Here is a 13,213-nt window from a genome sequence, read left to right on the forward strand (position 1 = left end):
GTGTGAGACCGAGGTACTGAGGAGGTTTCGTGAACACGATCCCACGCGACTTCGATCCGATTCCTTCGACCCGGTACCAGGTTCGGGTCGCTGTCGTTTCGCTCAAGCAGGCCGCGGACGAGGCAGACGCGCTCGCCGTACCGGTCGCCGCCGGCGTCGAACCCCCGGAGGAACTGGGAACCGACCTGGCCGGTCTCGAGTCGGCCGGCTTCACCGGTAAGCGCGGTCAAACGCTGGTTCTGCCGCGTGCCGACGGTCCCGTCCGCGTCGCGGTCGGGATCGGCGAGCGCGGCGAGACCGACCCGGCCCTGGTCCGTGATCTGGCCGCCGAGTTCGCGCGCGCGGTTCCGTGGCACCGCAAGCTCGCCATCGAGGTCGCGTCCGAGGGTTTCGGGGTCTCGGTCGCCGACTTCGCGCAGGCCGTGACCGAAGGCGTGCTGCTGGCCCGCTGGCGGTACTTCGTCGGCCGCGACGCCGAGCAACCCCCGCTGGAATCGCTGCTGATCGTTGCCTCCGACGACGACACCGCGGCAGCCGAGATCGGTGCCGAACGCGGCCGGATCGTGGCGACCGCATGCAGTCTCGGTCGCGACCTGGCGAACTGCCCGGCGACGACGCTGTCCGCCGTACGAATGGCTGAAGTTGCCGTCGAGGTCGGCGGGGCGTCGGGTCTGGAGGTCGAGGTCTTCGACAAGGACCAGCTGATCGCGATGGGGTGCGGTGGACTCCTCGGCGTCAACCGGGGCAGCGTCGAGCCGCCGCGGATGGTCCGGTTGCGTTACCAACCTGCCGATCCGACCGGCCGGATCGCCTTGATCGGCAAGGGAATCATGTACGACTCGGGCGGCATCAGCCTGAAGCCGAGCGACGAGTCGCACGCCCAGATGAAGAACGACATGACGGGCGCGGCCGCCGTACTCGCATCGATGACGGCACTGCGCGACCTCGGCTGTACGGCGGCTGTGACCGGCTACCTGATGTGTACCGACAACATGCCGTCCGGGTCGGCGATGAAGCTCGGCGACGTACTGACGATGCGCAACGGCACCACGGTCGAGGTGCTCAACACCGATGCGGAAGGCCGTCTGGTGATGGCCGACGCGCTGGCGCTGGCGACCGAGGAACCCGTCGACGCGATCGTCGACATCGCGACGCTGACCGGCGCCTGTCTGCGCACCTTCGGCGTCGAGATCGCGGGCGTGATGGGCAACAACCCAGCTGTGGTGGAGCAACTGCGACGGGCCGGCGACTCGGTGGACGAGCCCGTCTGGGAGCTGCCGCTGCACCGGTCGTACCGGTCCCAGCTCGAATCGACGATCGCGGACATGACGAACATGGGCGGGATCAACGCCGGCTCGATCACCGCCGCCCTGTTCCTCGAGGAGTTCGTCGCCGGCTTGCCCTGGGCCCACGTCGACATCGCCGGTACGGCGCAACTCCCGGCGCCGCGGACGTGGCGGAACAAGGGCGCGACCGGCTTCGGCACCAAGCTGCTGATCGAGTTCGCGCTCCGGTTCGCCGCACCGAAGGACGGAGCCGCATGAACGCGAAGGCGGTTCCCGACGACAAGCCGGTGAAGAAGGGCGGGATGCAGCGCGTCCTCGACGGCATCGAGCGGGTCGGCAACAAGGTCCCCCACCCGGCGCTGATCTTCCTGGGGCTGATCGTGCTCGTGATCGCCCTGTCGGCGATCCTGTCCGCGGCCGGGACGAGCGTGACCACCGAGGTCGCCGAGCCGGCCACGGCCCAGGTCGCACCCGAGTACGAGGGCGGCACCAGCGTCGCCGGCAACGACGCACCGCCCGCGCCGGCGATCCCGGACTACACGGTCAAGCACGAGACCATCACCGCCGAGAGCCTGCTGACCGGCGACGGCATCCGGTTCATCTTCACCACGGCGGTGCAGAACTTCAACGACTTCGGTGTGGTCGCGGTGATCCTGGTCGCGATGATCGGGGTCGGCGTCGCCGAGGAGGCGGGGCTGATCGCCGCGCTGATCCGGAAGATGGTGAAAGTCGCGCCCAAGGGGGCGATCACGTTCATCATCGTGCTGCTCGGCGGCATCTCGAGCGTCGCGTCCGATGCGGGCTATCTGGTCCTGATACCGCTCGGCGCGGCGGCGTTCGCGTCGCTCGGGCGGCATCCGCTGGCCGGCATCGCGGCGGCGTACGCCGGTGTGAGTGCGGCGTTCTTCGTGAACATCCTGATCACTCCGGCTGACGGCATCATCACCGAGGTCACCAACGAGACGATCAAACTGGTCTCTCCCGACGTCCACCTGAACGTCACGCAGAACCTCTACTTCAGCATCGCCGCGACCCTGTTCTGCGCAGCGGTGATGACGTTCATCACCGAGCGCCTCCTCGAGCCGCGGCTGGGCAAGTACGACCCGGCCGAGGCGCCCGACGACGCGCCGGTCGACCACAAGCCGAGCGAAGAGGAGATGCAGCTGGAGTCCCGCGGACTGCGGTGGTCGGTCTACTACCTGCTCGTCGCGGTCGCGATCGTGTCGGCGCTGACGTTCATCCCCAACGCTCCGTTGCGCAACCCGGAGACCGGCGAGATCTTCGGGTCCTCGCCGTTCATGAGCAGCCTGCTCTTCATCATCTCGATGCTGTTCCTCGCGGCGGGTCTCGGCTACGGCCGGGGCGCGAAGTCGCTGGTCGGCAGCACGAACGTGATCAACGCGATCGTGAAGACGTTCAACGGGCTCGGCGGGCTGATCTTCCTGATGCTGCTGATCGCGCAGTTCATTGCCTACTTCAACTACTCGAACATGTCGAAGCTGGCCGCGACCGGTCTGGCCGACCTGCTCGAGCGCGCGGACATCGGGGCGTTGCCGTTGCTGATCGGCTTCATCCTGCTGGTCTTCATCATCGACCTGATCATGCCCGGCGTGATCCCGAAGTGGGCGATCCTGGCGCCGATCTTCATCCCGTTGTTCTACCGGCTCGGCATCGCGCCGCAGACCGTGATCGCGGCGTACCGGGTCGGGGACGGTCCGGCGAACGTGATCACACCGCTGATGGTGTACCTGCCGTTCATCGTTCTCGTCTGCCAGCGGTACCGGAAGAAGGCCGGTATGGGCACGGTCGTGTCGATGATGCTGCCGTACACCGGGATCGTGCTGGTCGCGTGGACGCTGTTCTACATCGTCTGGTACCTGATCGGGATTCCGTGGGGTCCGTCCGCTCCGGTTCACCTCGGCTAGGCAGTCGGGACCAGAGATGGATGACGGCACGCTCAGCCTGATCATCCTCGGAGCGGCCGTCGTACTGTTCGTGTGGAACAGGCTGCCCGTCGATGTCGTCGCGGTGCTCGTCGCCCTGTCGTTGTGGGCGACGGGCGTGCTGGGTTTCACCGATGTCCTGGCGGGCTTCGGCGATCCGGTGGTGATCTTCATCGCCACGTTGTTCGTGGTGAGCGAGGGCGTCGACTCGACGGGCGTGACCGCGTGGGCCGGCCAGACCATCGTCCGGTACGCCGGAACCACGCGAACCCGGCTGTTGATCGCCGTCACGGCGTTGTGTGCGGTGTTGTCCGCCCTCATCACGCTGAACGGATCCGTCGCGGCGCTGCTCCCGCTCGTGGTCATGCTCGCGATCCGGATCGGCCAGCCGCCGTCCCAGATGCTGATGCCGCTCACGTTCGCGGGCAGTGCGGGATCGTTGCTGATGCTGACCGGGACGCCGGTGAACATCATCGTGTCGGAGGCGGCGAGCGATGCGGGTGCGGGTCCGTTCCCGTTCTTCTCGTTCGCGATCGTCGGCGTGCCGCTGGTGCTCGGCACGATCGCGATCTCGGTGCTGCTCGGTCCGAAGCTGTTGCCGTCCGCCCGGCCAACGCACCAGGCGACCGACTTCGCGGTGCATGCCCGGACGCTCGACGTGCACTACGCGTTGCGGGACGGCTTCTACCGCCTGCAGGTACGGGATCTGTCGCCGTTCCTCGGGCAGAGCGTGCGCGAGCTCGACCTCACGCCGTACCCGGGGGTGGAGATCGTCGGCGTACAGGACGGGAAGGGGCACAACCGCACGGACGCGGCGATCGACGCGGGTGACGTGCTGGTGGTGACCGGGCCGTCGGAGAAAGTCAGCAATCTGGTTGTCGACAATCTGCTCGCGGTCAGCATGACACCTGTCGACGATCTACTGACGCGGGATTCGGGTGTGGTCGAGGCGGTGATCCCGCCGCGGTCCGCACTCGTCGGCGAGACGGTCTTCCCGGGGATGCACCGCGGTCACGACCTGGTGATCATCGCCGTACAGCGGATGGGCAAGGACCGGGGCAACCGGCACACCCAGCTGGCCGAGGGCGACGCGCTCCTCGTGCACGGTCCGTGGGAGACCTTGGAGGAGCTCAGCCGGGACCGGGACATCCTGCTCGTCGACTCGCCGGAGCTGGTACGGCGGCAGGCTGTGCCGTGGGGGCCGAAGGCTTCCGTGGCCGTCGCGATCCTGGCGGCGATGGTCGTGCTGCTGGCGACCGGCGCGGTGCCGCCGGCGATGGCTGGTCTGCTGGCCGCGACGGCGATGGTACTGACGCGGGTGGTCGGTCCGAGTCAGGCCTATCGGGCGATCTCCTGGCAGATCGTGGTCCTGATCGGTTCGCTGATCCCGTTGTCCGGCGCGATCCAGTCCAGTGGCGGCGCGGACCGGATCGCCGACCTGATCATCGATGCCGTCGGGCCGGGCCGGCCGTATTTGTTGCTGTTGGCACTCTTCGTGGTCACGGCCGCGCTGGGCCAGATGGTCAGCAATACCGCGACGGTGCTGATCGTGGCGCCGATCGCGGTCGCGGCAGCTGAGGGCACCGGGACCAACGTCAAACCGGTGCTGATGCTGATCGCGGTCGCCGGTGCGGCCTCGCTGCTGACCCCGATCTCGACGCCCGCGAACATGATGATCATGAGTCCGGCGGGCTACCGGTTCGGGGACTACTGGAAGCTCGGGCTGGTCGTGATGGCGTGGTGGTTGCTGACAGCAATCATCATAGTCCCGCTCGTCTGGTCGTTCTGAGGTGTCGGCCGGCCGGTACATCTCGACGGGTGGACTGCCCGATGTGTCGATTGTCGACGATCTGGTGCGGGCGACGTACGAGCGGTACCGGGGCGTCACCGAAGGGGCGGTGTCCGAGGTGTACCCGGCGTTGGCCCGGGTCGATCCGGACACGTTCGGGGTGTGTGTCGCGGCGACGAACGGACGGCTGTTCGAGGCGGGTGACGCGCGTCGGCCGTTCACGATCATGAGCGTCGCCAAGCCGTTCGTGTTCGCGCTGATGTGCCAGGCGGTCGGTGTCGATGCGATCCGTGAGTTGGTCGGGATGAACGCGACCGGTCTGCCGTTCAACTCGGTGCAAGCGGTCGAACGGTCGCCCGCCGGGCGGACCAACCCGATGGTGAATCCGGGGGCGATCGCAACGACCAGTCTGACGCCGGGCAGTGCGCTGGAGGATCGCTGGCAGTTCATCGTCAGCGGGTTGTCTCGGTTCGCGGGTCGTGCGCTTGAGCTGGATGAAGAGGTGTTGGAGTCAGCGCTGGCTACCAACCATCGCAATCGTGCGCTGGCGGCTCTCCTGAAGAGCGTGGGCGGCCTGGCAGGTGATGCTGCTGAGGCGACCGAGCTCTATACGCGGCAGAGCTGTTTGGGCGTTGCGGCGACAGACCTCGCGGTGATGGGTGCGACGCTGGCGGATGGCGGGGTCTGTCCGCTGACTCAGGAACGTGTCGTCGACGCGGATGTCGCTCGGGTGACGTTGGTGGTAATGGCGATCGCGGGGCTGTACGAGACGTCGGGGGACTGGCTGCTCGATGTCGGCGTACCGGGGAAGAGCGGGATCGGCGGCGGCATCGTGACGGTCTCGCCTGGCAAAGGTGCGCTGGGCACGTTCGCGCCGCGGCTGGACCGGGCGGGCAACAGCGTGCAGGGCCAGCTGGCCGCACAATTCCTGGCACGGCAGCTGGGCCTCGACCTGCTGGCATCCCAACCCGTCCCACCCGCCTCTTAGGGCGCGGCGAGCGTGAGCTTGGCGGTGGCTGCCGCGGCGCCTGCGCGTACGTAGGTCAGCTCGACGGTGTCGCCGACCTTGCGCGTCAGCGTCGCGACGACGATCTGCTCGCTGCTGACGGCCGGTTGACCGTCGACCTTGGTGATCACGTCGCCGGCCTTCAGACCGGCCTCGGCGCCCGGCCCGGTCGCCGCGAGAACGAAGAGTCCGCTCGGCCCACCCGACGCCTGAGCAAGCGCCGGCGGGATCTCCTGGACCTGCAGCCCGGTCGTCGGGTGCCCAGGTTTCCCGGTCCGGATCAGCTCGTCGGCGATCGGACTCGCGAGATCGATCGGGATCGCGAAGCCAAGGCCGACACTTCCGCCACCGCTGACCCCTGACGCGTTCGGGACGGTGGCGATCGCGGCGTTCACCCCGACCAGCTTCCCGGCACAGTCGACCAGCGCACCGCCGCTGTTGCCAGGGTTGATAGCGGCATCGGTCTGGATCGCGCCGATCAAGTGGTGCGTCACCGAGTCACCCGGCACCGGTACATAGCGATCGAGCGCGCTGACGATCCCCGACGTCACCGTGCTCGCGAGACCGAGCGGAGCACCGAGCGCGACCACCGGCTGGCCCACCTGCAGATTCGCCGACGAGCCGACCCCGATCACCGGATACCCCTTCGCCTCGTCAGCAGCCTTAAGTACGGCGAGATCGGTACTCGGATCACGCCCGACGATCGTCGCCGCAGCGCTGTGGCCATCGCTGTACTGGACGGAGATCGCACCGCCTGCGGTTGCCGGCGAGATGACGTGGTCGTTGGTGAGGATGTAACCGCCGTCCCGGAACACCTGCCCCGAACCGGTGCCGGCCGCGGCGCCGCTGCTCGCCGAGATCGTGACGATCGACGGCAGGACCTGATTCGCGACCGGGATCGCCGCACACATCGCCGTACCGGCTTGGCCGCCGGCCGATGACGCGCTGGCGGTGTCTCCGCTGCGGCGCACGCTGACGATGATCAGCGTGACGACGAGCGCGGCGACGATCACGCCTTCCGCGATGGCGGTGATCAGCAGCCGGCTCGGGCCGCGCTTCACCGCGGGCTGTTGCGGACCGCCGTCAGCCTGGGACATCCCTACCTCCCCTGCCGAGAATAGGTACGGTCGGGATCCGGGAGGTCACCTGATCCGGGCGACTCCGCGTGGGTGACGGTGTTGTCGACGGCGCGGTCGAAGTACAGGTAGACGACGGCGGCCGCGACGAGCGGCATGGCCACCGCGAACAACAGCGACGACACCACGTTGATCAGCCTCGGCTGCAGGTCCGTCGCGAGCAGCAGGATGATCCCGGCGATCGGTCCGATCGACAGGCCGAGTCCGACGATGATCGCGAGCGGCCCGGCGGTTCGCCACCATCGGCCCTTCACCAGGAGCCGGCTGCGTTTCAGCGCCGTACTGGCTGAGACCCGCTCGGCCATAACCACAGGTATCGCGAACGCGCGACTGGCCGCGTAGCAGATGGCCAGTGGGATCGTCGCGACGATGATCGTGAGTACGGCGATGACTACGAAGTACCGCACTGACACAGCTGCCAGTGGCCGGACATTCGCTCGCACGTCACGCCAGGTGAGTGCGGTCGACACCGGGGCGTCTCGGTCGAGTCGGTCGAGTGTCGACGTGACCGCGGCCAGAAGGGCGACGTACGTCGCGGCGGTGAGGACCGTGATCGCGAGCGCGAGCAGGGAGGCCCAGAAGCCGGTCGCAGTCTCGGTCGGCGCGCCCAGATCGGTCGGCGAATCGCGCCGCATCGCCTGAAGGTCCGCGAGCAGGAGCGTGGCCAGCCCCAGTACGACGAACACTGCGGCGAATGTCCCGAACAGCCCGGGACGTCGCCGGAGCAACTGGAGCGCCGACGCCACCGTCTGCCCCCACGCGCGCCGCCTGCGAGCGGGCAATGGCGCTGCGTCGCTCCAGCGGGTCCGGCTCGCGGCGAACCAGATCAATGCGACGAGCGCGGCCAGGATCAGCACGAGCAACCAGATCCGGTCGAGGGTCTCGCGGAGCAGGTTCGATCCGGTGCCTACAGCGGTGCAGAAGACGCCGGTGCCGCTCGGCCCGAGCACCCTGCCGGCGGGAACGATCGTGCTGTCGTCACGCCACGTCGCCTCGGCGTCCTGGATCGGCCGCACCCAGGAAGCCTTCTGGCTAGGCCCGGTCGGCCCGTCGAAGAACGACCGCTGCCGTTCGCCCCACCGGCCCTCGAAACCCAGCCACGGGTACTCCCTCAGGTAGTCCGCGCGCGCCATCGGCACGTAGGCGACGGTCGGTCTGAGCTCGGTCGCCGGCCTGGTCGTGTCGTCGCAGCCGAGACCCTCGGACCCGCGACCGAGGTACAAGCGCCGGCCGTACTTGTTGGCGTGCGAACCCGCCGCCGGATAGACGACAGGATGCGTGCCGTCGACGATCTCGAGCTTGGTGTCGCCCCACCGGGCCCGCTCCGCGCCGCCGTGCTGGCTGAACCCGACCGCCGTCGGGCTCGTGGCCAGCGCGGCCTCCGGCGTCGCCGCGTCGAAGACCAGTTGGACGGACTCCCAGTCGCCTTCGTGCGTGTTGTTGTAGTCGTTGAAGATGTAGAAGAACCAATACTCCAAGGAGAGCTTCCCCGGGTACGCCGGATCGTCGGCGACGTGAGCGTAGACGGTCGCCGGGTGCGTGCTGTTGATGCGAGCGGACCACTCGGCGTAGTCGCAGCCGGGGCGCAACGGATCGCCCGGGAAATCGAGGAAGTGACCCGGGTACCCGTGGACGAGGTCCGTACCCTCAGGCTGAGTCTTGACGAGGTCGGGCGGTCGCCACGGGCCGCGCAGGGCAACCTGCTGATCGCCCAGTACGGCGTTGACGTCGGTCGGCTGGAATTGTTCGCCGTCGTCGCAGCTCGTACCGAGCTTCTGCAGCCGGACGACGGGGGCGTAGCGGTCGGCGAGTGCCTGTGCCGCCGTGTCCTCGGGCGACACCGCCGCCGCAGCGGGTTGGGCCAGCCCGACGAACAGGGCGCCGGCCAGGGCGAACACCAGCGTCCCGCGTACCGTCATGCGACAAGGGTGGGTGCCCACAGTTCCTGGCCGGGTCACCCGTTACGGGTGAACCGCTGCCACACCATGATCGTCAGGAGCCCGACGACAACCGGCAGGAACTGGATGGCGACCCGCCACACGAGCAGCCCCGCAACGAGGTCGGTCGCCTCGACGGCAGTGTGGTCCGACACGAAGGCCGCATAGGTCGCGTCCAGTATGCCCGCGCCCATCAGCGGCAGCCCGGTCAGCGGATAGAGCACCATGAAGCTGCAGAACATGACGGTCACGGTCGGCCCGTCCAGCTTCACCCCCACGAACCCCAGGCACAGAACGAGCACACCCGCTTCGACGCCCACCAGCAGCAGCTGGCTGAGAATCGCGAGCAACCCACGCTGCTGCATCCGCCCCGCGCTGTGCGACTGGAACGACACGAGTCGCTCCTCCCACACCGCCGGACCCGGACTGGACGGCCGCACCCGCCGGATCAGTCGTCCGAGCAGACGCCCGATCGTTGCCGCCGTACGCTCGGCCCGCAGCGCATAGAGCAGGCCGACGAGCAGTACGACGGCTGCCGCGCCGAAAACCAGCGCCGCCCAGGCGAACGGCGCGGAGAAGTCGCGCGTCGCCCAGAAGATCACGAAGCCCATCACCGGTGCGGCGAGGCGGGCGATGTAGAAGATCGTCGTACTGAGCGTCAGGCCCGAGGCGGCGTCGGTGTTGTCGATACCCCAGGAGCGCAGCATGGCCAGACGCAGTACGACGTCGCCGGGCGAGGGCGCGATCGTGGCGATGGAGGCTGCCGCGACATCGCTGATCATCGCCTTCAGGTAGCTGAGACCGGCAATGAGGAGGGCCAGCGGAGCAGCCAGGATCGCCCGGCGGAACAGGATCACCACCAGCAGGACCGCGATCTGCCAGGCACTCAGATGGGTGAGGGCGTAGCCGACCTCGCTCCAGTCGATGCCTCGCAGCAACCGCAGCAGGAGCCACGCCACCACGGCGATGACGACAAGCCGGGCCAGCTGCACCACGGGTTTCGGAATCTTCCGCCGAGCAGCTCGAGGAGTTGGCGCCGTCGGTGGAGCAGACTCAGCCACATCTCCCAGCCTGCTGACCGCGCGGACAAGCACCATCCCCCGATCCGGGGGAGCCGAGTTGCCTACGACAGCCGCAGAGTCCTAAGTGACGGCCGTGAAGGGGGCGTCCTATGGGCCACTACGTCATCCGGGTGAAGGGAACCTTGTCGCGCGACCTGACCGACGCGTTCCCGTCGATGACCGCTGATACCGAGCCCCCGCAGACCGTCCTGCACGGGTACCTCGACGACCAGGCGGCGCTGGCCGGCATCCTGAACCACCTGGACATGCTCGGCATCAGCATCGTCGAAGTCCTGCAGGTCCCGCCACCGGCGAACGGACACTGAGCACGTGTGGCCCGTCGTCGGCACGGTCCTGCCGCAGGCGATGGCCATTGCGCTGAGTCCGATACCGATGATCTGCATCGTGCTCGTGCTGCTGTCCGACCGGCCGGTCCGCGCCGGGCTGTGCTTCGCGGTCGGATGGGTCGGTGCCTTGTCGATCGCAGTCGGGCTCGTCGCATGGCTGACGGACACGGTCGCGGAAGGACACGAGGAGTCCGCGCGCGACGGAGTCGACGTACTGCAGCTGGCGGTCGGCGTACTGTTCGGAGTCCTTGCTGTCCGGTACTGGCGGAAGCGGCCGGAGCCTGGGACGACTCCGCCGCGACCGGCGATCGTCGATCGGATGGCGACGCTGTCCGCGCCGGGGCTCCTGCTCGCCGGGGCCGCGGCCGCGCTGGCGAACCTGAAGAACCTTCCACTGGTTCTGAGCGCGGGCAGCCTGCTGGGCGGCGCCGGTCTCGGTACGTCGCAGGCGATCGCAGCGGTGGCGATCTTCGTGCTCGCGGCCTCGTTGACGGTCATCGGCCCGCTGCTGGCCGTCGTACTGGTCGGGCCGTCGCAGTCCGCGCGGAGTCTCAGGTCGGTCGAGACCTGGTTGCTGGCGAACCTGAACACGATCACCGTCGTTCTGCTGGCCGTGCTGTCCACCGTTCTGGTCGGCAAGGGCCTCGACCTCTTCCGGTGAGGCGGGCGGCGCGCCGTTGGGGGGTTTCGGCGGCGACGCGGTGGGAGACTGCGGAAGGGGGTTGATCTGTGGAGGAGCGTGAAGCTATGGGTCTGACCGATGCAGTCACCGCAATTCCCCTGGCGGCGAACGGCGATGTGCACGCGCCCTGGAACGGGCACGACACACGGGTGCTGATCGTCGCCGTGATCGGGATCGGCATCATCGTCGCGCTGATCGTGGTGCTGAAGGTGCATGCGTTCCTGTCGCTGACGATCGGAGCCCTGTTCGTCGGGCTGGCGTCCGGCATCCCGGCCGGTGACGTCACGAAGTCGTACGAGCTCGGCGTCGGCAGCGTCCTCGGGTACGTCGGTGTGCTGATCGCGCTCGGCGCGATGGTCGGCAAGCTGCTGGCGGACTCCGGCGGCGCCGATCAGGTCGTGGACACGCTGCTCCGCGGGAAACGGTCCGTGCTCCCGTGGAAGATGGCGCTGATCGCCGCGATCATCGGCATCCCGATGTTCTTCGAGATCGGGCTGGTGCTGCTGGTGCCCGTGGTCGTGCTGGCGATCCGGCGGACGGGTGTGCGGGCGATGTTGCTCGCCATTCCGGCACTCGCGGGCCTGTCGGTGCTGCACGGTTTCATCCCGCCGCACCCGGGACCGCTGGCCGCGATCGGCGTACTGCACGGGAACGTGGGTATCACGCTGGCGCTCGGGCTGTTGGTGGCGATCCCGTCTGTCGTCATCGCCGGACCGCTGTTCGGACAGCTGGCTGCTCGCTGGGTGCCGATCGGCGCGGCCGGTGCCGGACTGGAGGTAGCGGGCGGCGCGCAGGACGGTGAGCCGGGTGCAACGGGTGGGTCGCCGTCGGGTCCCGGTGGAGTCGAGACCGCCACGGAGCAGGCTCAGCGGACCAGAACGCCGAGCTTTACCTGGACGATCGTGACCGTGCTGAGCCCCGTCGTACTGATGCTGCTGAAGGCCGCGTCGGACGTGTGGATGAGCAAGGACAATGCGCTCTATCCAGTCCTGCAGTTCATCGGAGATCCGGTGTTCGCGCTGCTGTTCGCCGTACTGCTGGCGATGTACACGTTCGGTACCTCGATCGGCTTCGGGATCCCCGTGCTCAGCAAGAAGATCGGCCTGAGCCTGCTGCCGATCTCCGGGGTGATGCTGATCGTCGGCGCCGGCGGTGGATTCAAGCAGGTCCTGGTCGACGGCGGGACGGGTACGGCGATCGCGAAGATCGCCATCGCCGCAAACCTGTCCGCGCTGCTGCTCGGCTGGATCGTCGCCGTACTGATCCGGCTGGCCACGGGTTCCGCAACGGTCGCCACCGTGACGGCCGCCGGCATCGTCGCACCGCTGGCCGTCGGCGAGAACTCCACGCACATAGCTCTCGTCATCCTGGCCATCGGCGCCGGCTCGCTGTTTTTCTCGCACGTCAACGACGCCGGCTTCTGGCTCGTCAAGGAGTACTTCGGCATGACCGTTGGCGAGACCATCAAAACCTGGTCGGTGATGGAGACCCTGATCTCCGTGATCGGCCTCGCCATGACGTTGCTACTGTCAACCTTCCTCTAGGCGGTAGTCAGGTCTTTCGCCGGATTCCAGGCGAGGAGAGCGATGCAGGTCGCGTAGAGGGTGATCGCGGCGCCGATGCCGGGGAGCATGGTCCACAGAGCCGGTGCCGACGCCGCCAGGACGAAGGTGACAGCGGCCAGGAGACACATGACGGCGGCGGTGGCGTAGTACGCGCGAACGCCGAAGAGCCGAGCGAGCGGGACGAAGTGCAACCCGACGCCGGCGCAGATGACGGGGGCGATGGCGTCCGTGTGCAGGTGACTGCCGGTACCCCAGCCCAGCCAGGCGAGTGCGAAGAAACTCAGGATCGACACACCGAACGCAACACCCTGCAGCGCCGGACTGCGCTCCATCCATTCACCTCCGCGTGAGCCGTACGGCAAAGCCTGCCGCAACCGACGGCCAACGCTTCGACCGACCCCGAATTGTTGGCCACCGGGCGAACCTGTTGCCTCGGCCGGACGTTCCGGGGGGAGGTGTAC

11 protein-coding genes are annotated in these 13,213 nt (G+C 68.1%); 7 read left to right on the forward strand and 4 right to left on the reverse strand.

All coding sequences use genetic code 11. The features are described 5' to 3' along the window. The first annotated feature begins 29 nt into the window (after positions 1 to 29). From EV645_RS30935 to glsA, 4 genes are read left to right on the forward strand one after another with little or no spacing between them, the layout of a single operon-like run. Positions 30 to 1,544 carry a leucyl aminopeptidase family protein gene (locus EV645_RS30935; RefSeq protein ID WP_198681959.1) on the forward strand — a complete coding sequence of 505 codons (1,515 nt, stop codon included), beginning with the start codon at positions 30 to 32 and terminating at the stop codon, positions 1,542 to 1,544. Further along, positions 1,541 to 3,211: an AbgT family transporter gene (locus tag EV645_RS30940; RefSeq protein ID WP_130447585.1), complete on the forward strand. Its 1,671-nt coding sequence runs from the start codon at positions 1,541 to 1,543 to the stop codon at positions 3,209 to 3,211. The genes EV645_RS30935 and EV645_RS30940 overlap by 4 nt, the downstream gene beginning before the upstream one ends. Before the next feature lie 16 nt (positions 3,212 to 3,227). After that, positions 3,228 to 5,018: an SLC13 family permease gene (locus tag EV645_RS30945; protein WP_130447586.1), complete on the forward strand. Its 1,791-nt coding sequence runs from the start codon at positions 3,228 to 3,230 to the stop codon at positions 5,016 to 5,018. 43 nt (positions 5,019 to 5,061) lie between these two features. Beyond that, positions 5,062 to 6,006, forward strand: coding sequence for a glutaminase A (gene glsA, locus EV645_RS30950; protein WP_198681960.1), 945 nt, complete (start codon positions 5,062 to 5,064; stop codon positions 6,004 to 6,006). Here the strand turns inward: glsA and EV645_RS30955 are convergent. Genes EV645_RS30955 through EV645_RS30965 form a run of 3 tightly spaced genes read right to left on the reverse strand, consistent with a single transcriptional unit; the run spans position 6,003 to position 10,092 of the window. Continuing rightward, positions 6,003 to 7,121 (reverse strand): S1C family serine protease, encoded by a 1,119-nt coding sequence (locus tag EV645_RS30955; RefSeq protein ID WP_130447588.1) that lies wholly within the window; start codon positions 7,119 to 7,121, stop codon positions 6,003 to 6,005. The genes glsA and EV645_RS30955 overlap by 4 nt on opposite strands. A gap of 2 nt (positions 7,122 to 7,123) precedes the next feature. After that, complete coding sequence (locus tag EV645_RS30960; RefSeq protein WP_130447589.1) at positions 7,124 to 9,079, reverse strand: hypothetical protein; 1,956 nt, start codon at positions 9,077 to 9,079, stop codon at positions 7,124 to 7,126. Between the two features lie 35 nt (positions 9,080 to 9,114). Continuing rightward, entirely contained in the window at positions 9,115 to 10,092 is a 978-nt protein-coding gene (locus tag EV645_RS30965) for a lysylphosphatidylglycerol synthase domain-containing protein (protein ID WP_157997189.1), read from the reverse strand. 176 nt (positions 10,093 to 10,268) lie between these two features. Here EV645_RS30965 and EV645_RS30970 point away from each other — a divergent pair, with 176 nt between their 5' ends. The 3 genes from EV645_RS30970 (at position 10,269) to EV645_RS30980 (ending at position 12,731) form a co-directional block, all read left to right on the forward strand. Continuing rightward, complete coding sequence (locus EV645_RS30970; protein ID WP_130447591.1) at positions 10,269 to 10,484, forward strand: hypothetical protein; 216 nt, start codon at positions 10,269 to 10,271, stop codon at positions 10,482 to 10,484. Positions 10,485 to 10,488: 4 nt separating this feature from the next. Beyond that, on the forward strand, positions 10,489 to 11,166 hold the full coding sequence (locus EV645_RS30975) for a GAP family protein (protein ID WP_130447592.1): 678 nt from the start codon (positions 10,489 to 10,491) through the stop codon (positions 11,164 to 11,166). Positions 11,167 to 11,252: 86 nt separating this feature from the next. Continuing rightward, positions 11,253 to 12,731 (forward strand): GntT/GntP/DsdX family permease, encoded by a 1,479-nt coding sequence (locus tag EV645_RS30980; RefSeq protein ID WP_130447593.1) that lies wholly within the window; start codon positions 11,253 to 11,255, stop codon positions 12,729 to 12,731. Here the strand turns inward: EV645_RS30980 and EV645_RS30985 are convergent. Beyond that, positions 12,728 to 13,084: a hypothetical protein gene (locus EV645_RS30985; protein ID WP_130447594.1), complete on the reverse strand. Its 357-nt coding sequence runs from the start codon at positions 13,082 to 13,084 to the stop codon at positions 12,728 to 12,730. The genes EV645_RS30980 and EV645_RS30985 overlap by 4 nt on opposite strands. Positions 13,085 to 13,213 lie beyond the last annotated feature (129 nt).

It is taken from the genome of Kribbella rubisoli (assembly GCF_004217145.1).
Classification (GTDB): Bacteria; Actinomycetota; Actinomycetes; order Propionibacteriales; family Kribbellaceae; genus Kribbella; species Kribbella rubisoli.